Origin of the sequence: Pseudomonas sp. Fl4BN1 (genome assembly GCF_009908285.1) — a bacterium.
GTDB lineage: Bacteria > Pseudomonadota > Gammaproteobacteria > Pseudomonadales > Pseudomonadaceae > Aquipseudomonas.
In genome coordinates this window covers 130,676-154,852 of sequence record NZ_JAAARM010000001.1, presented here as the reverse complement: position 1 = coordinate 154,852, position 24,177 = coordinate 130,676, and the positions used below count along the sequence as shown (strand labels likewise).

The 24,177-nt window shown below is 61.3% G+C and carries 24 protein-coding genes; 13 read left to right on the top strand and 11 right to left on the bottom strand.

What is annotated here, in order from left to right:
• Positions 1-116: 116 nt before the first annotated feature.
• Complete coding sequence (hslO, locus tag GV818_RS00695; protein ID WP_161754153.1) at positions 117-1,019, bottom strand: Hsp33 family molecular chaperone HslO; 903 nt, start codon at positions 1,017-1,019, stop codon at positions 117-119.
• Positions 1,020-1,121: 102 nt separating this feature from the next.
• On the opposite strand from hslO, the gene GV818_RS00690 reads away from it, so the two are divergent.
• A complete protein-coding gene (locus tag GV818_RS00690; RefSeq protein WP_161754151.1) occupies positions 1,122-1,934 on the top strand; it encodes a phosphatase PAP2 family protein in 813 nt (270 codons plus the stop codon).
• Between the two features lie 76 nt (positions 1,935-2,010).
• Here the strand turns inward: GV818_RS00690 and GV818_RS00685 are convergent, their stop codons facing one another.
• The gene (locus GV818_RS00685) at positions 2,011-2,415 is read right to left on the bottom strand and encodes an RNA-binding S4 domain-containing protein (RefSeq protein ID WP_161754149.1); all 405 of its coding nucleotides are present in this window, start codon (positions 2,413-2,415) and stop codon (positions 2,011-2,013) included.
• 115 nt (positions 2,416-2,530) lie between these two features.
• Here GV818_RS00685 and GV818_RS00680 point away from each other — a divergent pair, with 115 nt between their 5' ends.
• From GV818_RS00680 to rimK, 3 genes are read left to right on the top strand one after another with little or no spacing between them, the layout of a single operon-like run.
• A complete protein-coding gene (locus GV818_RS00680; RefSeq protein ID WP_161775618.1) occupies positions 2,531-3,310 on the top strand; it encodes an EAL domain-containing protein in 780 nt (259 codons plus the stop codon).
• 16 nt (positions 3,311-3,326) lie between these two features.
• Positions 3,327-3,809 carry an ATP-dependent zinc protease family protein gene (locus tag GV818_RS00675; RefSeq protein WP_161754145.1) on the top strand — a complete coding sequence of 161 codons (483 nt, stop codon included), beginning with the start codon at positions 3,327-3,329 and terminating at the stop codon, positions 3,807-3,809.
• Positions 3,806-4,711, top strand: a complete 906-nt coding sequence (gene rimK, locus GV818_RS00670) for a 30S ribosomal protein S6--L-glutamate ligase (protein WP_007931744.1) — start codon at positions 3,806-3,808, stop codon at positions 4,709-4,711. Before GV818_RS00675 ends, rimK begins: the two co-directional genes overlap by 4 nt.
• Before the next feature lie 75 nt (positions 4,712-4,786).
• Here rimK and GV818_RS00665 read toward each other — a convergent pair whose 3' ends face one another.
• Together GV818_RS00665 and ompR are read right to left on the bottom strand one after the other, a co-directional pair.
• Positions 4,787-6,100, bottom strand: a complete 1,314-nt coding sequence (locus tag GV818_RS00665; protein ID WP_161754143.1) for an ATP-binding protein — start codon at positions 6,098-6,100, stop codon at positions 4,787-4,789.
• A gap of 105 nt (positions 6,101-6,205) precedes the next feature.
• Complete coding sequence (gene ompR / locus GV818_RS00660; protein WP_161754141.1) at positions 6,206-6,946, bottom strand: osmolarity response regulator transcription factor OmpR; 741 nt, start codon at positions 6,944-6,946, stop codon at positions 6,206-6,208.
• 360 nt (positions 6,947-7,306) lie between these two features.
• Between ompR and GV818_RS00655 the strand changes: the two genes are divergently transcribed.
• The 7 genes from GV818_RS00655 to tauD all read left to right on the top strand — a co-directional run bounded on the left by GV818_RS00655 (position 7,307) and on the right by tauD (position 15,577).
• On the top strand, positions 7,307-9,631 hold the full coding sequence (locus GV818_RS00655) for a Tex family protein (RefSeq protein ID WP_161775617.1): 2,325 nt from the start codon (positions 7,307-7,309) through the stop codon (positions 9,629-9,631).
• On the top strand, positions 9,631-10,014 hold the full coding sequence (locus tag GV818_RS00650; protein ID WP_161754137.1) for a PaaI family thioesterase: 384 nt from the start codon (positions 9,631-9,633) through the stop codon (positions 10,012-10,014). Before GV818_RS00655 ends, GV818_RS00650 begins: the two co-directional genes overlap by 1 nt.
• Positions 10,015-10,229: 215 nt before the next feature.
• Positions 10,230-11,813 carry a glutamate--cysteine ligase gene (gene gshA / locus GV818_RS00645; protein ID WP_161775616.1) on the top strand — a complete coding sequence of 528 codons (1,584 nt, stop codon included), beginning with the start codon at positions 10,230-10,232 and terminating at the stop codon, positions 11,811-11,813.
• A 175-nt stretch (positions 11,814-11,988) separates the two neighbouring features.
• On the top strand, positions 11,989-12,966 hold the full coding sequence (gene tauA, locus GV818_RS00640; protein WP_161754133.1) for a taurine ABC transporter substrate-binding protein: 978 nt from the start codon (positions 11,989-11,991) through the stop codon (positions 12,964-12,966).
• A 27-nt stretch (positions 12,967-12,993) separates the two neighbouring features.
• Positions 12,994-13,788 (top strand): taurine ABC transporter ATP-binding subunit, encoded by a 795-nt coding sequence (gene tauB / locus GV818_RS00635; protein ID WP_161775615.1) that lies wholly within the window; start codon positions 12,994-12,996, stop codon positions 13,786-13,788.
• Positions 13,785-14,624 carry a taurine ABC transporter permease TauC gene (gene tauC, locus GV818_RS00630; RefSeq protein WP_161754129.1) on the top strand — a complete coding sequence of 280 codons (840 nt, stop codon included), beginning with the start codon at positions 13,785-13,787 and terminating at the stop codon, positions 14,622-14,624. The genes tauB and tauC overlap by 4 nt, the downstream gene beginning before the upstream one ends.
• 113 nt (positions 14,625-14,737) lie before the next feature.
• Entirely contained in the window at positions 14,738-15,577 is an 840-nt protein-coding gene (tauD, locus tag GV818_RS00625; RefSeq protein WP_161754127.1) for a taurine dioxygenase, read from the top strand.
• Positions 15,578-15,670: 93 nt separating this feature from the next.
• On the opposite strand, the gene GV818_RS00620 is transcribed toward tauD, so the two are convergent.
• Positions 15,671-15,913, bottom strand: coding sequence for a hypothetical protein (locus GV818_RS00620; RefSeq protein WP_161775614.1), 243 nt, complete (start codon positions 15,911-15,913; stop codon positions 15,671-15,673).
• 264 nt (positions 15,914-16,177) lie between these two features.
• Here GV818_RS00620 and GV818_RS00615 point away from each other — a divergent pair, with 264 nt between their 5' ends.
• Both GV818_RS00615 and GV818_RS00610 read left to right on the top strand, forming a co-directional pair.
• The gene (locus GV818_RS00615; protein ID WP_161754123.1) at positions 16,178-16,855 is read left to right on the top strand and encodes a hypothetical protein; all 678 of its coding nucleotides are present in this window, start codon (positions 16,178-16,180) and stop codon (positions 16,853-16,855) included.
• A 3-nt stretch (positions 16,856-16,858) separates the two neighbouring features.
• Entirely contained in the window at positions 16,859-18,061 is a 1,203-nt protein-coding gene (locus tag GV818_RS00610; RefSeq protein ID WP_161775613.1) for a helix-turn-helix domain-containing protein, read from the top strand.
• A gap of 115 nt (positions 18,062-18,176) precedes the next feature.
• Here GV818_RS00610 and lpdA read toward each other — a convergent pair whose 3' ends face one another.
• From lpdA to GV818_RS00580, 6 genes are read right to left on the bottom strand one after another with little or no spacing between them, the layout of a single operon-like run.
• Positions 18,177-19,637, bottom strand: a complete 1,461-nt coding sequence (gene lpdA, locus GV818_RS00605) for a dihydrolipoyl dehydrogenase (RefSeq protein ID WP_161754119.1) — start codon at positions 19,635-19,637, stop codon at positions 18,177-18,179.
• On the bottom strand, positions 19,634-20,560 hold the full coding sequence (locus tag GV818_RS00600) for an alpha/beta hydrolase (RefSeq protein WP_178124658.1): 927 nt from the start codon (positions 20,558-20,560) through the stop codon (positions 19,634-19,636). The genes lpdA and GV818_RS00600 overlap by 4 nt, the downstream gene beginning before the upstream one ends.
• A 37-nt stretch (positions 20,561-20,597) precedes the next feature.
• A complete protein-coding gene (locus GV818_RS00595) occupies positions 20,598-20,795 on the bottom strand; it encodes a rubredoxin (protein ID WP_161754117.1) in 198 nt (65 codons plus the stop codon).
• A gap of 37 nt (positions 20,796-20,832) precedes the next feature.
• Positions 20,833-22,812, bottom strand: coding sequence for an alpha/beta fold hydrolase (locus GV818_RS00590; RefSeq protein ID WP_161754115.1), 1,980 nt, complete (start codon positions 22,810-22,812; stop codon positions 20,833-20,835).
• 23 nt (positions 22,813-22,835) lie between these two features.
• Complete coding sequence (locus GV818_RS00585) at positions 22,836-23,156, bottom strand: acyl carrier protein (protein WP_161754113.1); 321 nt, start codon at positions 23,154-23,156, stop codon at positions 22,836-22,838.
• 52 nt (positions 23,157-23,208) lie between these two features.
• Positions 23,209-24,165 (bottom strand): acyl-CoA desaturase, encoded by a 957-nt coding sequence (locus GV818_RS00580; protein ID WP_161754111.1) that lies wholly within the window; start codon positions 24,163-24,165, stop codon positions 23,209-23,211.
• Positions 24,166-24,177 lie beyond the last annotated feature (12 nt).

The following is a 24,177-nucleotide window of genomic DNA, read 5'->3' as shown; positions in this document are numbered from 1 at the left end:
CTACCGCGAAAAAAGTGCGCCGGATTATGCCAGAAAAGCCCAAAAATAGTAGGGTCCTCCCGTCAGCACGGCGTAATTCCGGCGTTTGTCAGGTGATTTACCTGCGCTGAATCGTTTTAGTGACGAGTATCTGACGGTGTGTCGACGCCCGCTCCGGCGAACAATTGAGCAATATCGGCGGCATCGAACAGGTAGCGCTCGTTGCAGAACTGGCAGTCGATCTCGATGCTGCCACCATGTTCCACCACCAGTTCCTGCGCATCCTCCAGACCCAGGCTGACCAGCGCATTGCCCGAGCGTTCCCGCGAGCAACTGCAACGGAAGCGCAGCGGTTGCACATCGAACAGGCGCACGGCCTCTTCGTGGTACAGGCGGTGGAGCACGGTTTCATTGTCCAGGCTCAGCAGTTCATCAGCCGTCAGGGTACCGGCCAGGGCGGTAAGGTGCTGCCAGTTGTCTTCGCGATCTTGCGGATCGCGCAGGCGGTCGGCAGGCAGCTGTTGCAGGAGCAGGCCACGGGCATTGCGGCCATCGGCGTAGAGCCAGAAGCGGGTCCCGACCTGTTGCGACATGACGAAGTAGTTGGTGAAGCATTCCGAAAGCGTAGCGCCATCCAGGTCAACGATGCCTTGGTAGCGCTGGCCCTGGGCCGGGTCGACGGTCAGCGCCAGGACGCCGTCGGGCATCATGTCGGCAAGGGTCGCATCGGCGGCGATGCGGTCCGCGTCGTAGCGGGCCAGGCCACGGATCTCGCGCTCGCTGGAGCACTCGATCATCAGCAACGGCACCGGACCTTCGGAGCGGGCCTGGAGAATCAGCAAGCCATCGAACTTCAAGGTGCCGACCAGCAACGACGCCGCAGCCATCAGTTCGCCAAGCAGCTGCGCCACCGGCTCGGGATAGGGGTGTTTGGCGAGGACCTCAGCGTAACTGCGCTCCAGCGCCACTAGCTCGCCGCGGGCATCGCTCTCATCAAAGATGAAGCGTTGAGTGAAGTCGGTATCCGGCAAATCAGTCATAGGTCTGGGTATCTGAATGATGACAAAAAGGTTACAAGCACCGAAAATTACGACGCTTGCACCATTAAGGTGCAATTTTTTTGCTGTGTTTGGAGATATTTTATGAACAATCCGGGTTTGTTCCAAGCAAGGTGGAACCTCGGCAAACTGGCTCTGTGCAATTTACTCCCTTTGGCCCTGTTGGGTTTCTGGTTGTGGCCTACCGGGCAAATGCTCTGCGTGCTCTTCGACGAATGGCTGTTCCGCTTGCTCAACACTCCCCTGGCGACCAACGCCACCTGGCTGCACATCTGGGCCGTGGCCAGCCTGCGCCCCTTCGACATCGTGATCGGCCTGATCATGCTCGGCCTGCTGATTCGCGGCGACTGGGTGTTCAAGGCCGTGGACGTGCGCCGGGCATTTTTCGGCTTCCTGTCGATCCTGATTCTTATGGTGGTGATTCGCGCGCTGTTTTCCAAGCTGGTGGCCTTCATGGGCTGGCAACACAACAGTCCGTCCATGGTGCTCGAAGGCTCCGTGCACATGAGCGACTACTTCCCGGGCTGGGAAAAAACCTGGGAGCTCAAGGATCGCTCCAGCCAGAGCTTCCCTGGCGATCACGCTTCGGTCTTGCTGATCTGGGGCCTGTTCATGGGCATCTTCAGCCGTAGCATTGGCCAGTTCGTGATTATCTGGGGCCTGACCCTGCTGTTCATGATGCCGCGCCTGGTAGCCGGTGCCCATTGGGGCCAGGACGACTACATCGGCGGCGTGCTGCTGGCGGTGCTGGCCCTGGGCTGGGGCTACTACACCCCGTACGCGGCGCGGATGTCCAACGCTCTGCTGCGCCTGACTCATCCGCTGTTCAAGCTGCTAAGCCAAACGCCGGTGCTCTCACGCATGAACGTGGTCCGTTCCAGCAACCTGTTGCGCTGATCAGGCCTGTAGGAGCCGGCTTGCCGGCGAAGGCGTCCTCAAGGGCCCATTCGCCGGCAAGCCGGCTCCTACGGTTTCATTCGTGGCTGCTGCCATGGAACTTGAACAGGTCACGGCGCTGTTTCTTGCTCGGCTTGCCGTCGGTGCTGACGCCAAGGGCGCCGGCCTTGCGCTGGGCCGCGGCGGTTTCGCGCTTGGCGATGCTCGCTTCGGTTTCCGCGTACAGGGCCTGCGCCTCGGGAGCGCCACGGCGCACGATTGACAGGGCCTGGACCACCACGCTGCGCTCATCGAAACCGGTACGGACCTGATATTCGTCGCCGATGCGCGGCTCCTTGCCCGGCTTGCAGCGCTCGCCGCGGTGATGCACCTTGCCACTTTCAATGGCGGCCTTGGCCAGGGCGCGAGTCTTGTAGAAGCGCGCCGCCCATAGCCATTTATCCAGACGAACCTTGTCCTCTTCTTCCTGCTTATGCGCCACTGGAATTCCTCTTGCTGAAAAATGTCGCAACTGTACAGCCTGCAAGCGAGCTCTCATAAACTCTGCCACTCACCTAAAATAACCCAGGTTGCGCCCTGATACGCGAGGAGTCCCCGTGACTGATTTCCCCACTTCCCTGACCTCGCCCAACAGCCGTTGCGAAGGTTGCCAGCAAAGCCAGCCACTGGGCTTCGATTTTTCCTTCGCCTATCAACCCATAGTCGATCTGCGCGACCGCTCGATCTTTGCCCATGAAGCGCTGGTGCGCGGGGTCAATGGCGAAGGCGCCAACACCGTGCTGGATCAGGTCGACGACCACAACCGCTACCGTTTCGACCAGCGCTGCCGCACCCAGGCCATCACCATGGCAACGCAGTTGGGGATGCAAAGCCACCTGTCGATCAACTTCATGCCCAACGCCGTATACCGGCCGGAACTGTGCATTCGCAGCACCCTGGAAGCCGCCCGCGCCCAGCACTTTCCCCTGGATCGGCTGATTTTCGAAACCCTGGAAAGCCAGCACGTAGATAACAGTCGCCATTTGACCCATATTCTGCGTGAATACCGCGAATTCGGCTTCAAGACCGCCATCGATGACTTCGGTGCGGGGTACTCGGGGCTGAACCTGCTGGCGGATTTCCAACCTGACCTGATCAAGCTCGACATGGCGCTGGTGCGCGATGTCCACCAGGATCGCGTACGCCAGGCGATCATCCGCGGGATTGTCACAATCTGTGCGGAGTTGGGCGTTACAGTCATTGCCGAAGGCATTGAAAGTGCCGGTGAACGGGACTTTCTCAGCGACTGTGGAATTTATCTGATGCAGGGTTACTGGTTCGCCAAACCTGCATTCAAAGCCCTGGCCGAGGTTCCGGCCTCGGCTTGGCAAGGCTAATTGCGGATTTCCCTTATTGAAGACTTTTGACCATTTGACCGTTGTCGGTCTACGCGAGTGGGTGGCGCTGCCTGATCTGGGAGTGGCTGGCCTGCGCGCCAAGATCGATACCGGGGCCAGTACCTCCAGCCTGCATGCCACCGAGATCGAGCCCTTCGAGCGCGACGGTGAGCAGTGGGTGCGCTTCACTGCCCACCTGGGCAGTGTGCTGCAGTTGCGTCATCGGCGTTGCGAAGCGCCGCTGGTGACGATGAAAACCATTAAAAGCTCCAACGGCCATGCCCAGGTACGCTACGTGATCAGCACTACCCTGGCCCTGGGTGACCGCGTATGGCGGGTGGAATTCACCCTCGCTTGTCGCAAGGCCATGCGCTATCGCCTGCTGCTGGGTTCCAAAGCCTTGATCGACGGCCAACTGGTGGTCAATCCGGGCATCAAATACGTACAAGACAAGCCGGTGTTCCCGGTATCCACTACCTCTGCCACAGGTGTTGCATGAAGATCGCTGTGCTGTCGCGTAACCCGCGTCTGTATTCCACTCGTCGTCTGGTCGAGGCCGGCACCGAGCGTGGCCATGAAATGGTAGTGGTCGATACCCTGCGCGCCTATATGAACATCGCCAGCCACAAGCCGCAGATCCATTACCGCGGCAAGCCACTGGAAGGCTTCGATGCAGTGATCCCGCGGATCGGTGCCTCAGTGACGTTCTATGGCTGCGCGGTGCTGCGCCAATTCGAAATGATGGGGGTGTTCCCCCTCAACGAATCCGTGGCCATTGCCCGCTCCCGGGACAAACTGCGCTCGCTGCAGTTGCTGTCACGGCGCGGCATCGGCCTGCCGGTGACCGGCTTTGCCCACTCGCCGGACGACATTCCCGACCTGATCGAAATGGTCAACGGCGCGCCCCTGGTGATCAAGGTACTGGAAGGCACCCAGGGCATCGGCGTGGTGCTGTGTGAAACCGCCACCGCCGCGGAATCGGTGATCGAGGCGTTCATGGGCCTGAAGCAGAACATCATGGTCCAGGAGTACATCAAGGAAGCCGGCGGCGCCGATATCCGCTGCTTCGTGGTGGGTGACAAAGTGATTGCGGCGATGAAACGCCAGGCCAAGCCGGGGGAATTTCGCTCCAACCTGCATCGTGGCGGCAGCGCCAGCCTGATCAAGATCACCCCGGAAGAACGCATGACTGCACTGCGCGCGGCCAAGGTCATGGGCCTGAGCGTGGCGGGGGTGGATATCCTGCGTTCCAATCACGGGCCGTTGGTGATGGAAGTCAATTCCTCTCCGGGCCTGGAAGGGATCGAGACCACCACCGGCAAGAACGTGGCGGGGATCATCATCGAGCATATCGAGAAGAACGGCGGGCCGAACATGACCCGCACCAAGGGCAAGGGCTAGGGATTGCGTTGCCGGCCTTTCGCTGGCAAGCCAGCTCCTACGGGCTATGTACTGCCAGTAGGAGCGAAGCCCTGATCAATCTGCGTCGCGGGGCAGCAGCAGGCCCAACGGCAGGCGTACCCTTGCCTCCAGTCCGCCATCCGGACGGTTACGCAACTCGACGTTGCCGCCGTGCATGGCGGCAATCCGCTTGACGATGGCCAGGCCCAGGCCGGTGCCCTTGCCGCCTCGGGCGCGGTCGCCACGGGTGAAGGGGTTGAAGATCGCCTCCAGCTCCGAAGGATCGATCCCGGCACCACGGTCCATCACGCTCAGCACCACGTAAGGGGCATTGGTATCGCCTGATACATAAGCCGCCACTTCAACTTCCGTGCCCGCATGATTCAAGGCGTTACCGATCAGGTTGTTCAGCAGGCGCTTCATCGACACCCGGCGCAGCGGGAATGGCTGGATCGGCTCCAGGCGCAGATGCACCCGTTCCTCATTCTGGTTGTACGGCGCCGCCACTTCCCGCACCAGGTCGCTCAGGTCCACCTCTTCCACCGACTCGTCGCGACCGTCGCGGATGAACGCCAGGAACTGATCGAGGATGGCGTCCATGTCCTCGATATCCCGCACCATGTCGTCGGTCAGGTCGGTGTGCTCGCCCATCAACTCCAATGACAGGCGCAAGCGGGTCAACGGCGTGCGCAAGTCATGGGAAACCCCCGCCAGCATCAACTCGCGCTCGCGACCCGCCTGCTCCACGTCCTCGGCCATCTGGTTGAAGGCGCGGTACACCTCGGTCATCTCGCTCGGGGTGTCGCTGATCGGCAGGCGCACGCTGCGCCCCTGGCCCAGTTGCCGGGCGGCATACACCAGGCGTTTGAGGGGCTGGTTGAGCTGACTGACGAAGATCCACGCCGAGGCAGTGGACAACAGGCCGATGGCCAGGAACCAGCCCAGCACGCTCCAGATTTTCTGCCCGCGCAATGGATGCGGGTACAACGGCACCTTGAGCCAGCCATCGCCCAGGCTCGGCGCTCTCACCCACAACGCCGGCGGTGCGTGCATGCGCAGCCGCACTTCGGTGTCGGCGCCCAGCTCGGCCTGCATCTGGCGCTGGTAGATCTCGCTGTAGGGCCAGTGCTGTTCACCGGCCGGCACACCGCTGCCCACCACCTTGATCAGGCCGGCGGCCTCGGCGATCTGGTCGCGGTTGGACTCATCGGCAGCCCAGTAGGCGCGCAGGGTCAAGGCCACGCCGTGGCTGTACTGGCGGTCCACCAACACGTCCTCGTTCATCAACAGATAAACCAGGGTCAGCGCCTTGGAAAACAGCACCACGATCAGCACCAGCCACAGGGTGCGGGAGAAGAAACTCTGGGGGAACCACAGCGGGGTTTTCATAACAGCCAATACACACTTTGCAGGAGCGAGTCGCGCTCGCAGCGTTGTGGAATGCGAACGCCCGGGTCGTTACCGGCCCGGGCGTTCGCTCCTACCAATCACTGATCACTTGGTCGCAGTGCCATCCGGCACAAAGACATAACCCACGCCCCAGACGGTCTGGATATAGCGCGGCTTGGAAGGATCGGGCTCGATCATCCGGCGCAGGCGCGAGATCTGCACGTCGATGGAGCGCTCCAGGGCGTCCCACTCGCGGCCACGGGCCAGGTTCATCAATTTGTCCCGGGTCAGCGGTTGCCGGGCATTCATCACCAGCGCCTTGAGCACCGCGAACTCACCGGTGGTGAGCATATGAATTTCATCGCCACGCTTGAGCTCACGGGTTGCCAAGGACAGCTCGTAGTCACCGAAGGTCACGCTTTCGTCTTCGCTGCCCGGCGCGCCTGGCACCGGTGCCGACTGGCGACGCAGCACAGCCTTGACCCGGGCCATCAGCTCATCGGGGTTGAACGGCTTGGCCAGGTAATCGTCGGCACCCAGTTCCAGGCCCTTGATCCGGCTCAATTCGTCGCCCTTGGCGGTGAGCATGATGATCGGGATCTGGTTGTTGGCACTGCGCAGGCGGCGGCAGGCGGTCAAGCCGTCTTCGCCGGGCAGCATCAGGTCGAGTACCACCAGGTTGAACACTTCGCGACCCAGTAGACGGTCCATTTGCTCGGTGTTCGGGACTGCGCGGGCACGGTAGCCCTTGCTGACGAAAAAGCGCTCCAGCAGGCTGCTCAGCCCCGGATCGTCGTCAACAATAAGAATTTTTTCGCCTTCAGCAGTTTGTGCAGTGCTGCTCATTGGATGCTCCTCTAATCTCGGTGCGCATTATGGCGTAGCTGCCGTTATACGCACCGTGTGCATTGTTAGCAGATTTTTCCTCTGTCGCCAGCAAACCCGCCGTCGGCCTGAGGCCCGCGATCACCCAGAAGACAGTAACGCTGGTTATAATGCGCCGCCTTTTGTGTTGGGCAATATCTGATCAGTACGACTTCGGCCGGTTTATTTATTTGCCTCGGCCGGCAGTATTTTTTCGATTTCACGGGTCAACAGGCAGCCTATTGATCCAGGTGGCGGCGCGGGCCAGGCCGCTCAACCAGACTCGCCGGGCCTTTAATTTCGCGCCCGCGGGCCTGCTTTCACAATTTGTCAGGTGGTTTTATGGACAGCATCAACAGCCGCATTGCCGAGGAACTCGGTGTACGCCCACAACAGGTCGAAGCGGCCGTCGCTCTATTGGATGAAGGCTCCACCGTGCCCTTCATCGCCCGCTACCGGAAAGAAGTCACCGGCAGCCTCGATGACACCCAGCTGCGTCATCTGGAAGAGCGCCTGCGCTACCTGCGAGAACTCGACGAACGGCGGATCAGCATCCTCGCCAGCATCGAAGAGCAAGGCAAACTGACCCCGGAACTGGCCCGCGACATCAAGCTGGCCGACACCAAGACCCGCCTCGAAGACCTCTACCTGCCGTACAAGCAGAAGCGCCGCACCAAGGGCCAGATCGCCCTGGAAGCCGGCCTTGGCGAGCTGGCGGACGGCCTGTTCAACGACCCGAACCTGGCCCCGGAAGCCGAAGCCGCACGTTTCGTCGACGCCGAAAAAGGCGTGGCCGACGTCAAGGCGGCCCTGGAAGGCGCCAAGTACATCCTGATGGAGCGCTTCGCCGAAAACGCCAGCCTCCTGGAAAAACTGCGCAGCTACCTCAAGCAGGAAGCCACCCTCAGTGCCCGCGTGATCGCTGGCAAGGAAGAGGAAGGCGCCAAGTTCCGCGACTACTTCGAACACGACGAGCCGCTGAAAAGCATGCCGTCGCACCGCGCCCTGGCGATTTTCCGTGGCCGCAACGAAGGTATTCTCAGCTCCGCGCTGAAGGTCGGTGACGAGCTGCCGGGCACCATGCACCCCTGCGAAGGCATGATCGGCCAGCAGTTCGGCATCCAGAACCAGAACCGTCCCGCCGACAAGTGGCTGGGCGAAGTAGTGCGCTGGACCTGGAAGGTCAAGCTTTACACCCACCTGGAAACCGACCTCCTGGGCGAGCTGCGCGACGGCGCGGAAACCGAGGCGATCAACGTCTTTGCCCACAACCTGCATGACCTGCTGCTGGCCGCTCCGGCCGGCCCGCGCGCCACCCTGGGCCTCGACCCAGGCCTGCGTACCGGCTGCAAGGTGGCAGTGGTGGATGCCACCGGCAAGATGCTCGACCACGCGACCGTCTACCCCCATGTACCGCACAACAAATGGGACCAGACCCTGGCCGTGCTGGCCGCCCTGTGCGCCAAGCACTCGGTGGACCTGATCGCCATCGGCAACGGCACTGCCAGCCGGGAAACCGACAAGCTGGCCGCCGAGCTGATCAAGAAATACCCGGCCATGAAAATGACCAAGGTCATGGTGTCGGAAGCCGGTGCATCGGTGTACTCGGCTTCGGAACTGGCATCCAAGGAATTCCCGGATCTGGACGTATCGATCCGTGGCGCGGTGTCCATCGCCCGGCGCCTGCAGGACCCACTGGCGGAACTGGTGAAGATCGATCCGAAATCCATCGGCGTCGGCCAGTATCAGCACGACGTCTCGCAGCTGAAACTGGCACGCGGCCTGGATGCGGTGGTGGTGGATTGCGTGAACGCCGTGGGCGTCGACGTCAACACCGCTTCCGTGGCGCTGCTGGCGCGGATCTCCGGCCTCAACGCGACCCTGGCGCAGAACATCGTCAGCCACCGTGACGAGCACGGTGCGTTCAAGACCCGCGCCGCGCTGAAAAAGGTCGCCCGCCTGGGTGAGAAAACCTTTGAACAGGCTGCCGGCTTCCTGCGCGTGATGAACGGCGACAACCCGCTGGACGCCTCGGCCGTGCACCCGGAAGCCTATCCGCTGGTACAGCGCATTGCCGCCGATACCGACCGGGACATTCGCTCGCTGATCGGCGACAGCGGCTTCCTCAAGCGCCTGGACCCGAAGAAATTCACCGACGAAACCTTCGGCCTGCCCACCGTCACCGACATCCTCCAGGAACTGGACAAGCCCGGCCGCGACCCGCGCCCCGAGTTCAAGACCGCCGAGTTCCAGGACGGCGTCGAAGACCTCAAGGACCTGCAGTTGGGGATGATCCTCGAAGGCGTGGTGACCAACGTCACCAACTTCGGGGCCTTCGTCGACATCGGCGTGCACCAGGACGGCCTGGTGCACATCTCGGCGCTGTCGGAGAAGTTCATCAAGGACCCACGTGAGGCGGTGAAAGCCGGCGACGTGGTCAAGGTCAAGGTCATGGAAGTCGACATCCCGCGTAAACGCGTGGGCCTGTCGATGCGCATGGGCGACACCCCGGGCGAGAAGATCGACGGTGCCCGTGGCGCCCGCCCAGGCTCGACGCCACGCGCCTCCCAAGGCAGTGCACCGCGCAAGGAAGCCGCCCCTGCGGCCCCGAGCAACAACGCCATGGCCTCGCTGTTCGCCAACGCCAAGCAATTGAAGAAGCGCTGATGGAGATCCCTGCCGGCCTGACCGAAAGCGCCTTCAGCCAACTGCTCGGCTGCCGTCTGCAACGCCTGGAAACCGGCGAAGCGGACGTCGCCCTGGAACTGACCCCACAGTTGCGCAATCGCGGGCAGAAGCTTCACGGCGGGGCGATCTTCAGCCTGGTGGACATTGCCATGGGGCTGGCCTGCTCCAGCTCCCATGGCTTCGATCAGCAGAGCGCGACCATCGAGTGCAAGATCAACTACATCCGCGCCGTGGCCGAGGGTGAGGTGCTGTGCCGGGCCAGGGTGATCCATCCCGGCCGCCGCACCCTGGTGGTGGAAGCGGACGTGGTACAGGGCGACAAACTGGTCGCAAAAGCGCAAGGCACCTTCGCTGTCCTATAGCTCCCTGTCATGAATCTGGGTTAATTTCGGCGCTGCGAAAGCGGTGCCGAGGTTTCCTGGCGGCACTGAAGCCAGATTCAGGGATGGAGCATTGGCGTTTTCAAACGAGTCGACTTGACTCAAAAACAAGGCGAAAACGCCAGTTTCAACTTCACCCTTGTAGACCGTCCTGCCCACCCCCATATTGGGGCGACTGACGCGTGAAGGAATCCAACTTGAGCGAACTTCTCAACCGCCGCCTGGCTCTGCTCGGCGAGCGCGCTAACCTCTCCCTGCTCGAGCAGTGCCTGCACGGTATCGAACGTGAATGCCTGCGTGTCACCGACGAAGGCCGACTGGCACAGACCCCGCACCCGGAAGAACTGGGTTCCGCGCTGACCAACGAACAGATCACCACCGACTATTCCGAGTCGCTGCTGGAATTCATCACCCCGGCCCTCGCGGACCCGGCGGATACCCTGGCCAGCCTCGACAAGATTCATCGCTTCGCCTACAGCAAGCTCGGCAACGAGTACCTGTGGAGTCCATCGATGCCGTGCCCGTTGCCGGCCGAGGAAGATATCCCGATCGCCTATTACGGCACCTCCAATATCGGCCAGCTCAAGTACGTGTACCGCAAGGGCCTGGCCCTGCGCTACGGCAAGACCATGCAATGCATTGCCGGGATCCACTACAACTTTTCCCTGCCGGAACAGCTCTGGCCACTGCTCAAGCAAGCCGAAGGCTTCGTCGGCAGCGACCGTGACTACCAGTCCTCGGCCTACATCGCGCTGATCCGCAATTTCCGCCGCTACAGCTGGCTGCTGATGTACCTGTTCGGTGCCTCGCCGGCCCTGGATGCAGGCTTCCTGCGCGGCCGCTCGCACCAGCTGGAACAGCTGGACGCCGAGACGCTGTACCTGCCCTACGCCACCAGCCTGCGCATGAGCGACCTGGGCTACCAGAGCCAGGCCCAGGCCGGCCTGACCCCTTGCTACAACGACCTGAACAGCTACACCGACAGCCTGCGCAAGGCCGTGGCCACGCCCTACGCGCCTTACGTGGAAGTCGGTACCCACAAGGATGGCGAGTGGGTGCAGCTCAACACCAACATCCTGCAGATCGAAAACGAGTACTACTCCAACATCCGCCCGAAACGCGTGACCTATACCGGCGAGCGGCCGATCCAGGCACTGATGGCCCGGGGTATCCAGTACGTCGAAGTCCGTTGCCTGGACATCAACCCGTTCCTGCCCCTGGGCATCGATGTCCAGGAAGCCCGCTTCCTCGACGCCTTCCTGCTGTATTGCGCGCTGAACGACAGCCCGCTGTTCGAGAACAACGAATGCGGCAACGCCACCTCGAACTTCCTCGCGGTGGTCAAGGAAGGTCGGCGCCCGGGCCTGCAGCTGCAACGCCGGGGCCAGCCGGTGGAGATGAAGGAATGGGCGGCCGAGTTGCTGGAGCAGATCGCGCCGTTGGCCGCGCTGCTGGACCAGAGTCATGGCAGCGACGTGCACAGCAAGGCGCTGGACGCCCAGCTGGCCAAGGTCAAGGACTCGTCCCTGACCCCTTCGGCCCAGGTGCTGGCGGCCATGAGCGAGCACAAGGAAAGCTTCAGCCAGTTCTCCCTGCGCCAGAGCCAGGTCCATGCCGAGTACTTCCGCGGCCAGCCACTGGCCAAGGAAGAACAAACCGCCTTCGAAGAGGCGGCGCGCAAATCCCTGGAGCAGCAAACCGAACTGGAACAGAACGAAGTGGGTGATTTCGACGTCTTCGTCGGCGCCTACCAGGCCAGCATCCTGGCCATCAGCAACTGACGCTTCGCCGGCCAACCGGCTCCTACACCCATCCCGTAGGAGCCGGCTTGCCGGCGAACAGCGCGCTGCATATTTCCCCTCATAAGCTAATGCAAATAAGTTATTTATTTCTGCATTCTTAGATCATTTAGTCTCCTCCGACGCCGATCACCGGCCGCCTATGAGGAGCTCCCCAATGAAACTGCACTTCCCCCTTCGCCTCCTGGCGGCCGCATCCCTGGCCGCAGCGAGTTTCTTTGCCCAGGCGGCCGACGTCACCGTCGCCTACCAGACCACCGTCGACCCGGCCAAAGTGGCCCAGGCCGACGGCAGCTACGAAAAAGCCACCCAGGCCAAGATCAACTGGCGCAAATTCGATAACGGTGCCGATGTCATCGCCGCCATCGCTTCCGGCGATGTGCAGATCGGCTACCTGGGTTCCAGCCCGCTGACCGCCGCCATCACCCGCAAGGTGCCGGTAGAAACCTTCCTCATCGCCACCCAGATCGGCGCCGCCGAAGCCCTGGTGGCTCGGGACGGTTCCGGGATCAAGAGCCCTCAGGACCTGATCGGTAAAAAAGTCGCCGTGCCGTTCGTTTCCACCGGCCACTACAGCCTGCTGGCAGCACTGAAACACTGGAACATCGACCCTTCGAAAGTGCAGATCCTCAACCTCGCGCCACCGGCGATCATTGCTGCCTGGAAACGCGGCGATATCGATGCCACCTACGTCTGGGACCCGGCCCTCGGCGTGGCCAAGGAAAACGGCAAGGTGCTGATCACCTCCGGTGAACTGGCCAAGTTCGGCGCGCCGACCTTCGATGCCTGGATCGTGCGCAAGGACTTTGCCGAGAAGCACCCGGAAGTGGTCACCGCCTTCGCCAAGGTGACCCTGGATGCCTACGCCCAGTACCGCAAGGACCCGCAAGCCTGGCTGGCCAATCAGGGCAACGTCGACAAGCTGGTGAAGCTCTCCGGGGCCAAGGCCAGCGATATCCCGCTGCTGCTGCAAGGCAACGTCTACCCGCTGGCCGCCGACCAGGTGGTCAGCCTCGGCGCGCCGACCACCAAGGCCATCACCGACACCGCGGTGTTCCTCAAGGAGCAAGGCAAGGTCGAAGCGGTACTGCCGGACTACGCCCCCTACGTCAGCGCCAAGTTCATCACTGAATAATCCGCGACAGGACAGGAGATAGCCGTCATGGCCTTGCTACAACTGGAGCGCATCAGCGCACAGTACCCCGGCGCCGCCGAGCCGGTGCTGGCGGATATTTCCCTGACCCTGGGGCCACAGCAACTGCTGGTCGCCCTGGGCCCTTCCGGCAGCGGCAAGACCTCGTTGCTGAACCTGATTGCCGGGTTCGTCGACCCCAGTGCCGGGCGCATCAGCCTCGACGGCGTGCCGGTCAAGGGTCCCAGCGCCGAGCGTGGCGTGGTGTTCCAGGACGACGCCCTGCTGCCCTGGCAGGACGTGCTGGCCAATGTTGCCTTCGGTCTGGAACTGGCCGGTGTGGCCCGGGACAAGCGTGAAGCCCGGGCTCGGGAGATGCTCGCCCTGGTGGACCTTGCCGGTTTCGAAAAGCGCCGTGTCTGGCAGCTCTCCGGCGGGCAGAAGCAGCGCGTGGGCCTGGCCCGTGCCCTGGCGGCCGAGCCGCGGGTGCTGTTGATGGATGAACCCTTCGGTGCCCTGGATGCCTTCACCCGCGAACAGATGCAGGAGCTGCTGCTGCAAGTCTGGCGGCGCACCGCCAAGCCGGTGTTCCTGATCACCCACGACATCGAGGAAGCGGTATTCCTCGCCACCGACCTGATCCTTCTGGCGCCCAACCCGGGGCAGATCGTCGAACGCCTGAACCTGGACTTCGGCCAGCGCTACGCCGCCGGCGAGTCGGCCCGGTCGATCAAGTCCGACCCGCTGTTCATCGAGACCCGTGAGCATGTGCTGTCCCGGGTGTTCTCCCAACGCAGCGCCACCCAGCAGCAGGAGCGCCCATGAGCAGCTATGAGATTCCCGCCACCGCGACCCGCGATGCCACCCCGAAAGCACCACTGCCGGTGCGCCGCAGCCTGAGCACGCGCTGGATCAGCGTGCTGACCCTGGCCACCCTGCTGGCCCTGTGGTGGGCCGTCACCGCCACCGGCCTGATCGAACCGCTGTTCCTGCCGCCCCCTTCTGCGGTGCTGCAAAAGGGTTGGTTGCTGGCCACCAGCGGCTACATGGATTCCACCCTCTGGCAGCACCTGGCGGCGAGCCTGCAACGCATCGGCCTGGCCCTGGGCTTTGCCGTTCTGACGGCGATTCCGGTGGGCATCGCCATCGGCGCCAACCGCATCGCCCGTGGCGTGCTCGACCCCTTGATCGAGTTCTACCGACCGATTCCACCCCTGGCCTATCTGCCGCTGATCGTCATCTGGTGCGGCATTGGCGAACTGTCCAAGGTGCTGCTGATCTACCTGGCGATCTTCGCCCCGATCGCCATCGCCACCGCCACCGGCGTGCGCACCGTTGACCCGGCCAAGCTGCGCGCCGCGCAGTCCCTGGGCGCGACCCGGGCGCAACTGATTCGCCACGTGATCCTGCCTAGCGCCTTGCCGGACATCCTCACCGGGGTGCGCATCGGCCTCGGGGTCGGCTGGTCGACCCTAGTGGCGGCGGAGCTGATTGCCGCCACCAGCGGCCTGGGTTTCATGGTGCAGTCCGCCGCGCAGTTCCTGGTCACCGACGTGGTGCTGCTGGGGATATTGGTGATTGCCCTGATCGCCTTCGCCATGGAGATGGGCCTGCGCGCCCTGCAACGCAAGCTGGTGCCCTGGCACGGCCAATCCCACTAACAACAGATCCCCCTCTCCTGCGTAGGAGCTGGCTTGCCAGCGAAGAGGCCCCCAGCCCAGCAAGCGCAACGCCGCCCGGCCGGCTCCTACACACAGCGACTACGAGAATGACCATGAGCCTGACCATCACCCCTTTAAGCTCCGCCCTCGGCGCCCAGATCAGTGGCGTCGACATCAGCCAGCCATTGAGCATCGAGCTACGCGACGCCATCGAGCAGGCGCTGCTCAAGCACCAGGTGCTGTTCTTCCGCGACCAGCCGATCACCCCGCAGCAGCAGGCGCGCTTCGCCGCCAACTTCGGTGACCTGCACATTCACCCGATCTACCCCAACGTGCCGGAACAGCCGGAAGTGCTGATCCTCGATACCGCCGAAACCGACGTGCGCGACAACGCCATCTGGCACACCGACGTGACCTTCCTGCCGACCCCGGCCCTGGGCGCGGTGCTCAGCGCCAAGCTGTTGCCGGAGTTTGGCGGCGACACCCTGTGGGCCAGCGGCATCGCCGCCTACGAGGCGCTGTCCGAGCCGATGAAGAACCTGCTCCAGGGCCTGACCGCGACCCATGAATTCATCAAGTCCTTCCCCCTGGAGCGCTTTGGCAATACCCCGGAAGACTTGGCACGCTGGGAGGAAACCCGACGCAACAACCCACCGCTGTCGCACCCGGTAATCCGCACCCACCCGGTGAGCGGGCGCAAGGCGCTGTTCGTCAACGACGGCTTCACCACCCGCATCAACGAACTGTCGGAGACGGAAAGCGCCGCCATCCTCAACCTGCTGTTCGCCCATGCCACCCGCCCAGAATTCACCATCCGCTGGCGCTGGCAGGAAAACGACGTGGCGTTCTGGGATAACCGCGTGACCCAGCACTACGCTGTGGACGATTACCGTCCGCAGCGCCGCGTGATGCAGCGCGCAACGATTCTGGGGGATGTGCCGTTCTTCCGCTGAGCAATATCTGCCCGCGCCGCTTGCCGTCCCTTCGACTCCTCTCGACAAACAGCAGTCTCCCGCGAATACGCGGGGGACCGTTTCAGGACGCAATCACTGACACGGCTCCATGGCCCCCATGAGGTCACAACCTTCCTGCAACAGGAGGTATGCCGCTTCAGTAACGCTGTTCAAATCCGCACTTTCGACGGCCCTCACATCCATGTAGGAAAGACTTTTCATCAGATTCTTGACCGCTCGAAATCTTCGATCGGCACAGGCGAAAAAATCGAGGTTACTGGCTCGGGTATTGATTAGCAGAGCGCTGCTATCGGTAAGCGGGAGAGGCTGATCCATGCTCGTTACTCCTTCTCAAGGCGCTAAAAAACACTGCACTTCTGAAAGCAACGAGCTTGCACACCCGAGCACTGATTACAGCGCTAGCAAGACTATAGACAGTTGAGATCGATACTCACAATCAGGAAAAGACGGTGAAAGGCGTAAGGAAAATCTATTTTCGCAATCCGCCAGAAGACTGTGCAAAAACACAGTAAAAAGGCTTGGATAACCAATGAAACTGTCCTAAAAGTCCGCCTATCAAATCGATTGCGGTGCACGGCCATGGTGACCAAAGAAGAAATCCAGAGTTTTATCAGAACGCAGATTCATCAGGATTTTTTTGATGAGCTGGAGGTTCTGCTTCCACAAACCTTTCAGAAAGCAGTGAAAGAAACCCGGGCACTATTGACTCACACCCCTGCCGAATACCTGCGAGGTCACTTGCGGCATTCGCTAATCCAGGATGCGCTGGCCAGCCTGCAACGCTGGAGCCCGGTCGTCCTGGCTACAGATCCAAGTGGGCATCACTACGTTCTGTTGAAGATTGGCTGTGTGCGAATCACGGCTGTCGTCCTCCCGTGGCAGAAGGAGGTGCGCGAGGCGAAACATCGGCGCGAGTTGAAAGCACTCAATGAGTCCCTCTCCCCCATCCAACTGGACTGGATAGACGGCGTGCAACAAACGGTGGACGAACAGCTGATTCACGCCCTTGTCATCGTCCATGCCCCCCACCCCAACGAAGCCAATCAATCAGAACCCAGGGCAGTTACCTTGGCTGTGCCCTATTTCAACGGCAGAGGGTTTCACCTTGATTGCCCGCTCGAAGAATTACTTGAAGGCTACTCTGGTGAGGATGTCACCCAACAGAAATCCATGGAGCTGGTGATATTGCGAGATAAAATGCGCCGAGCCGAAGAAGCCGAAAATCAAGCCACCGATGAGTCTATTTCCAAGAGGTAAACCATGAAAACTGGAGTCGCGGGCTTTCAGTCAGAGCGCCTCAAACAGGTGCGCCTTGCTTTTGGGATGACCCAAACAGCATTGGCCGAAAGGGTGGGGCGTGCCTCTGGAAACATCTCAAAATGGGAAAATGGATTGCAGGAGCCCGAGGCTGAAGCCTTCCAGCGCTTGTGTGAAGTGTTTGGCGTGAGCGAAAACTGGCTGCTTGAAGAGCCGGTTGAAACCGCCCAGAACACTCCCTTTTTCTTTCGCTCCCAAGTCAGTACCACCAATAATGCACGAGACATTGCCGAGGTACGCCTGGAGTGGCTTCAGGACATTTCTTACAAGCTTCAGGAAAGCCTTGAGTTCGCGGCGGTCAATGTCCCGCATTTGACGGAGACTAACTGCCAGATGATTTCCGACCAGGAAATCGAGCAGATGGCCAGCGCATGCCGGCAAGCCTGGGGGTTGGGAATCGCGCCTATTCCCAATGTCGTTCAAGCACTTGAGAGCGCCGGAATCATCTGTGCCCGGACCACATTGGGCCATTTGAAAATGGACGGTGTTTCCAACTGGTATGAACTGGACCAGCGTCCCTACGTGCTACTCGTAGCCGATAAGGCAAATGGCATCAGAAACCGTTTCGACGCGGCCCATGAGCTCGGACATATCGTTCTCCATCGACATGTTTCCAAGGAGCAATACGAGGCCAACCACGCGCTGCTTGAGTCCCAGGCACACCGCTTCGCAAGCGCCTTCCTGATGCCTGCAGAAAGTTTTCTCAGGGAGATTCGCTGGCCCACTCTGGATACTTTGCTAGCGTTGAAATCACGCTGGAAAGTCTCTGTAGCGGCCATGGTGCATCGCTGTGTGGATCTGGAAATCATCAACGACACCACGACAACCCGGCTGTGGAAAGCCAAATCAGCAAGAGGCTGGGTCAAAGGTGAGCCGATGGATGGCGACTTTGATTTTGAACGACCACAGCTGATTGCACGTGGCGTGAGAATGCTGGTGGAAAACAAAGTGCTTTCCAGGTCCCAGGTCAGGCAACTGCTGGGCTTGCCTGTGTCCATTCTGGAAAGCCTGTGCAGCCTGGATGAGGGCTACTTTGACCTTCCAGACCAGTCACAGGTCATCAATATGCAACTCAGAAAGCGCTCGGCACAGGATCAGCTCTTCAGTGAAACCGCAAAAATCCTCGGCTTTCCAAATAAAAAATAATCCCTTGTAGGAGCGAGCTTGCTCGCGATGGACGTTAACGATAACGCGCTCGACGAAAGCGTGCGGCGCTCTCAAACTCATCGCGAGCAAGCTCGCTCCTACCATTTGCCAAGCATTACTTGGCAGTAGAACTCGCCACCGGTTTCTTCTTGCGATTGACGATATGGATCGCCTGGCCATTCACCGACAGTGCGGCTTCATGCAGGGCTTCGGACAGGGTCGGGTGAGAGAAGACCATCATGCCCAGGTCTTCGGCGCTGGTGCCGAATTCCATACCGATGGCCCCTTCCTGGACCAGCTCCGCCGCGCCTGGCCCGACTACATGCACGCCAAGAACCCGGTCGGTGCGGGCATCAGCTATCACCTTGACCAGCCCGGCAGTGTCGTTGGCGGCCATCGCTCGACTGCTGGCGGCGAATGGAAAGGTACCGATGTTCAGCTCGACACCCTGGGCCTTGAGGGCCTGTTCGGTCTGGCCGACCCAGGCGATTTCCGGGTGGGTGTAGATCACTGACGGAATCAGCTCGTAATTGAGCGGATGCTGATGACCGGCAAGACTCTCGGCCACCATCACCCCCTCTTCCGAAGCCTTGTGCGCCAACATCGGACCACGCACCACGTCACCAATCGCAAATACCCCGGGAACACTGGTACGGCACTCGCCATCGACATGGATGAAGCCCCGTTCGTCCAAGTGCACGCCACTGTCGGTGGCCAGCAGGTCGGTGGTCAAAGGCCGGCGGCCGACGGCGACAATCAGCCGGTCGAAGGTTTGCTGCTTGTCCTCGCCGGCCTCACTGAGGCTGACCTTGACGCTGTCACCCTGCACTTCAGAGCCGGTGACCCGAGCCCCCAGGCGGATATCCAGGCCTTGCTTGCCGAGGATCTTCTGCGCCTCCTTGGCGATCTGCACGTCCACTGCCGGGAGAAAACTGTCGAGGGCTTCCAGAACGGTGACTTCAGCTCCCAGGCGAGCCCAGACCGAACCCAGCTCCAGGCCAATGACCCCGGCGCCAATCACCCCAAGGCGTTTTGGCACGCTGGTGAATTCCAGGGCGCCGGTGGAATCGACGATCACCTTGCCCGTCAGCGGCGCGGCGGAGATATCGATCGGTCGCGAACCGGGGGCCAGGATGATGTGCTTGGCACTGATGCGCTGCGTGCTGCCATCGGCGGCGGTGACCTCCACCTGCTTGCTGGCCAGCAACTTGCCATGACCTTCCAGCAGCGCCACGCCATTGGCCTTGAACAGCGAGGCAATGCCGCCGTTGAAGTTGCGCACCACGGTGTCCTTGCGCGCCAACATGGCCGGCACATCCATCTGCGGATTGCTGATGCCGATACCGTGCACTTCGAAACCGTTGCGCGCTTCGTAATAGTGCTGGGAGCTGTCGAGTAGCGCCTTGGACGGAATACAGCCGACGTTCAAACAGGTGCCACCCAGGGCGGTTTTGCCGTCCTTGCCCTTGTAGCGTTCGATACAGACCGTCTTCAGTCCCAGTTGCGCAGCCCGGATAGCGGCGACATAGCCACCGGGCCCCGCGCCGATAACGATCAAATCGTAACTTTCGCTCATACGTTGCCGTCCTTTGCACAGACAAAATCGACCACGGCCTCCATGGTCGCGCTGTCCTTGAGAATTTTCAGGTGGCCAAGCCCGCGAGTTTGCAGGACCTGCCGGTGGCGCAATCCTTCGGCGAAGGATTGCAGGTCATCTGCCGGGACTTCCTGGTCCTGCTGGTCATGCACCAGCAGCACCGGGATATCCACCTGGTGACCATAACGGCTGACCGCCAGGCTGGTCATGTCCTTCTGATAGCGTTGCTCAACCAGAAGTTGCATGCGTTGTCTGACGTCATCATTGATCCAGAGAAATGCCGCAAATCGCCGGACCACGTTTTCGATGTCGGCCGGCGCAGCCACCAGCACCGCTCGCTGGAAAGCCTTGCCGACCTGGGTGCTCAAGGCATAACCGGCAGCGGCCCCCCCAAGGGAGTGGCCGATCACGGTATCGAAAGGGCCCAGTTGCTTCTGCACCTGATCGAGCATGCTGACGAAGGTCGGCAGCGAGGCCTGCCGACCGCCACTGCCGCCATGCCCGATGCAATCGAAGGAAAGGACTTCGCAGCCTTCCTCCAGCAGCAGCGGAATCAGGTACTGCCACTGGGTACTGGCGCCGCTCCAGCCGTGCACCAGCACCACCCGGCGACGAACCTGTTGCGGGGTCCAGCGGAAGCAACGCAGCCGCCCTTCCTCGGTTTCCAGGTCCTGCACCGTGGCACTGGGCAGGGTCAGCGGAAAATGCTGGCGCAGCCGTTGTGGCGTGGTGAACATCTTCAACGCCCGCACCGCGGCACGCTGAGGAACAAGCCGCGACTCAATCCAGAAGCTGCAACGAAGCACTCCCAGAACCCCGTTATAAATGCCCTTGAAGAGCATTTTCCTGAAGCTGCCGCGCCGGCCCCTGGCTGGCGCCGACGGTTGCTCTTGGGTCGCCATCTTGCTTCCTCATCGACTACAGATTTCAAGCGTTGGGTTACAGCTTCACCATGTTGAAGTCCAACTTGCTCACGCCACATTCCGGACAGGTCCAGTCGTCGGCAATGTCATCCCAGGCGGTGCCCGGAGGCACCCCCGAATCGGGATCACCCAGCCGTTGGTTGTAGATCCAGCCGCAAATCAGGCACATCCACAGGCCGGACTCGGCCACAGCGCTTTCAGCATAGGTCGTCATGGGTGGGTAACCATCATCCAAAGGTTGTGCATTGTGCTCATGCGCTGACCTGAGCCGCTTCGGCCACCTTGATGTTCTCGGCGAGGAACTGCGCCACCTGCTCCACCACCGCGGCATCGGAAAGAATCCGCACATGGCCGAGACCGGACACCGGTTCCAGCTTCGCCCACGGCATCAGCGTGGTGATCTGTTGCGCTTCGCAGAACGGCACGATCGGGTCGTTGAGGTCATGCAGCACCAACATCGGCAATTGCAGGGCATTGCCCAATGCCGGGATGTCCCAGTGCTGAACCGGCACGCCGTTGCGCTTCCACAGTTCGCGGTGCATGGCCTGGACCACCTGCGGCTTGAGCTTCAGGTAACCATTGGCCCAGCGCTCGATGACCACCGGCAGGTTGGCAGGCGACCCCAGCAGGCACAGGGCCTTGATCCGATGGGTCTCGGCCAGTTCGGCCAGGGCACCGGTGGCTGCGATGCCGCCCAGCGAGTGGGCCACGATCCCGACCACATCACCCAGAGCGACAATCGCCGCTTTCACCGCGTCCTTGAACTCGGTCATGGTGCTCAGCGAGCCCGGCGAGATGCCGTGGGCCGGGGCGTCGAAGGTCGCGACCTTGAAGCCTTGGCGCTGCAGGGCGCGAGTGAAGGAATACAGGCTGCGACTGTCCGCACCCCAGCCATGCACCAGGAGAATGGTCTGGTTGCCCGTGCCCCACTGATAGCCGTGGGGAACGCCCGGAACACCCTTGATATGGAAACGCTGGGCGCCCAGTGGGCTCATTTCCTTGTCTGGCTGCTTGATGTATTCGCGGGTATAGCCGAACAGGTCCGTGGCCTTGGAGCCGGCGGTGTCCAGCGAGATCGAACCCAGTACGCCCATGTAGCTGCGCAGCAGCTGCTGCTTCATGGTCAGGGGACTGTTGGCAGCCCTGGCACCTGGCGTGCTCTGGTCGCCCGTCGCCTGGGCCGGCTGATCGAAGGACTCATAGAAGCCGTTGACCGGATCGTACAGGTGGCAATTGCGCGTCACATGCCACACGTCCTGCACGGTCAAAGGCTTCTCCCTGACCATGCCCGGGAAGGCCGTCTTCAACGCGGCCTGGGCTTCAGTCAGGTTGTAGTGCGGAATGATCGGTGCCACGTGGTGCGCGGTGTGCACGGAAATATAGTGGGTCAGAAACAGCAGCCACTTGGGGTACATGTAGTCGGTGGTCAACAGCAGCCGGCTGCTGTTGAAGCTCCAGTGCTCCTTGGTCAGGAACGGCGTCTCATCGCTGATGTGATGCATCATGGTGGTCAGGCTGAACCAGGCATGAATCGCCAGCCACGGGGCGATGAAGTAGAGGAACAGACCAGTGAAGCCGGTGAAATACACCAGGGTCGGCAGATAGATCAGCGCGGCCACGGCCATGAACAGGATCGAACGGCGCACTTCGTTGCGCGCCTCGAGCTTGTGGAACATCGACGGGCGAAAGCCCGAATGACGCTGATAGTTCACCGTGCCCAGCCAGAACAGCCAGGTGCGGGTGCTGCTGTAGACCAGCTTGTCCCACCATGGCATGGCGTCATATTGCACACGCAGCACCGGGCGCCAGTCGACGTCCATTTCCAGGTTGTTGGTGTTGGCGTGGTGCATGTTGTGCATATGACGCCAGCCGTGGAACGGGTACAGCAACGGCAGCAAGGCGATATGCCCGAGGATGTGGTTGAAAGTGCGATTGCGCGAAAACGAGTTGTGCCCGCAATCGTGAGCAACGCAGAACAGGCCCCAGCCACCCAGGCCGGCAATCAGCCACAACGGCAGGTAGAAAATCCAGTGCACATGAGCGACTGCTACCACCGCACCGATGTAGAGCATGTAGCTGACGACAAAGCTGAGCATTCCGCGCCATACCCGTGGCTGGTACAGGTGCTTGGGGATTGCGTCGGTCAGACGCAAGCCTTCGATCTCCTGTGAGCGTCGGAGCAAGTCGTTGAATTTGTCCGTTTTTTGCGTAGGCATCTGTAAGAAAGCCATGGCCAAGCTCCTGCGAAGTGAAGTCAGACTTCGGATGTGGTCAGTTCATTGGCCAAGTATTTGGACAAGTCATCGATGCTCGAGTATTCGAACAGCAGGGCCGGGGACAGGCGCTGCTCCATGAACTTTTCCAGGTCGCCCGCCACTTTCACCGCCACCAGCGAGTCGAGGCCATAGGACTCGAAGCTGCGGGCCGTATCGACCTGGGCGGGGTCGATCTTCAGCAGCGTGCCCATTTTCTGCACCAGCCACTGCTTGATGCTTTCCTCGTTGAGTTCGACCGCCGCCTGTTTTTTCTCTGAGAAGCTCAGAGTGCTGAGCAAGTTGGAAATGAAGTTGGACATGGGATCTTCCTTGATGAGTTGGGTTGATGTAGCGACCTAACGATCCAGCTGCTCAGGATGCGGCCTGACGCTTACGGACTTTGTCGATCATTGCCTGGGACGGTGAACGCAGATCTGAGACCAGTCTCAGCTTGCCCATTAACGCCAGTGTCCAGCCCGACAAGTCGGGCTCCCACCAATGCACGCCATGCCGGTACCAGGCAGGGAATGCGTGGTGATTGTTTTGCAACCCCTCGCCAAAGGTGAGGAACGCGATAAGCCAGTTGTTGGTGCTCTGGTCGTTGGTTACAAAAGGCCGGCCGCCATAGCGGTGGCAGATGGAACCCACGCACCAGGCCGCCTGGTTGGCGACGAAGATCCGCGCCAGGCCGCCGAAAATCATCCCGTTCCAGGCACCGGACCAGCTCTGGGTCACCAGGCCGCCGATCAGCCCCGGCAGGATCACGCCCAGGGCGACCCAGAGCAGGTAGGTCTGGTTGTAGAAGAACAAGCGACGGTCACGCAGGATGTCCGGCGCAAAGAAATTCCAGCTCGACATATCTGGCGCCAGCATCCAGGGCATGTGGGCATGCCAGAGGCCCTTGGCCCGTTCCCAGCGGCTCTGGCCCATCAGATTCGGCGAATGCGGGTCGCCGTGCTGATCGCTGTAGGTATGGTGCCGACGATGGGTGGTGACCCAGAACAGAATCGGGCCCTGCGCCGCCATGGAACCGGCGATCAACATCAGGCTGCTCATCAGTCGCGAGGTCTTGAACGCCCGGTGCGCCAGGTAACGGTGGTAGCCCATCGAAACCCCGAACATCTGGATCACGTAGAACACCCCGAAGAGGATGAAGTCCAGGGCGTGCGCCTGTCCGGTGACCCACAAGCGAATCGCCTCGATGGCACCGAACAGCGGCACCAGCATCACCGCAAGCGCAATCCGGGCCTTGGTTTTCGCCGCACTCGGACTCAGCTGAGCGATCCCGCCGATCTCTGGAGTCGCTGTGGTTGTGACTAGTTCGTCCATGAATAGCTTCCT

Coding starts and splice junctions, on each gene's coding strand:
- GV818_RS00585 (WP_161754113.1), bottom strand. CDS start 23,156: ATGTCCAACTTCATTTCCAACTTGCTCAGCACTCTGAGCTTCTCAGAG.
- GV818_RS00620 (WP_161775614.1), bottom strand. CDS start 15,913: ATGGATCAGCCTCTCCCGCTTACCGATAGCAGCGCTCTGCTAATCAAT.
- GV818_RS00600 (WP_178124658.1), bottom strand. CDS start 20,560: ATGGCGACCCAAGAGCAACCGTCGGCGCCAGCCAGGGGCCGGCGCGGC.
- GV818_RS00595 (WP_161754117.1), bottom strand. CDS start 20,795: ATGACGACCTATGCTGAAAGCGCTGTGGCCGAGTCCGGCCTGTGGATG.
- lpdA (WP_161754119.1), bottom strand. CDS start 19,637: ATGAGCGAAAGTTACGATTTGATCGTTATCGGCGCGGGGCCCGGTGGC.
- GV818_RS00615 (WP_161754123.1), top strand. CDS start 16,178: ATGGTGACCAAAGAAGAAATCCAGAGTTTTATCAGAACGCAGATTCAT.
- GV818_RS00690 (WP_161754151.1), top strand. CDS start 1,122: ATGAACAATCCGGGTTTGTTCCAAGCAAGGTGGAACCTCGGCAAACTG.
- GV818_RS00580 (WP_161754111.1), bottom strand. CDS start 24,165: ATGGACGAACTAGTCACAACCACAGCGACTCCAGAGATCGGCGGGATC.
- GV818_RS00665 (WP_161754143.1), bottom strand. CDS start 6,100: ATGAAAACCCCGCTGTGGTTCCCCCAGAGTTTCTTCTCCCGCACCCTG.
- tauD (WP_161754127.1), top strand. CDS start 14,738: ATGAGCCTGACCATCACCCCTTTAAGCTCCGCCCTCGGCGCCCAGATC.
- GV818_RS00610 (WP_161775613.1), top strand. CDS start 16,859: ATGAAAACTGGAGTCGCGGGCTTTCAGTCAGAGCGCCTCAAACAGGTG.
- tauC (WP_161754129.1), top strand. CDS start 13,785: ATGAGCAGCTATGAGATTCCCGCCACCGCGACCCGCGATGCCACCCCG.
- hslO (WP_161754153.1), bottom strand. CDS start 1,019: ATGACTGATTTGCCGGATACCGACTTCACTCAACGCTTCATCTTTGAT.
- tauA (WP_161754133.1), top strand. CDS start 11,989: ATGAAACTGCACTTCCCCCTTCGCCTCCTGGCGGCCGCATCCCTGGCC.
- rimK (WP_007931744.1), top strand. CDS start 3,806: ATGAAGATCGCTGTGCTGTCGCGTAACCCGCGTCTGTATTCCACTCGT.
- GV818_RS00650 (WP_161754137.1), top strand. CDS start 9,631: ATGGAGATCCCTGCCGGCCTGACCGAAAGCGCCTTCAGCCAACTGCTC.
- tauB (WP_161775615.1), top strand. CDS start 12,994: ATGGCCTTGCTACAACTGGAGCGCATCAGCGCACAGTACCCCGGCGCC.
- GV818_RS00590 (WP_161754115.1), bottom strand. CDS start 22,812: ATGGCTTTCTTACAGATGCCTACGCAAAAAACGGACAAATTCAACGAC.
- GV818_RS00655 (WP_161775617.1), top strand. CDS start 7,307: ATGGACAGCATCAACAGCCGCATTGCCGAGGAACTCGGTGTACGCCCA.
- ompR (WP_161754141.1), bottom strand. CDS start 6,946: ATGAGCAGCACTGCACAAACTGCTGAAGGCGAAAAAATTCTTATTGTT.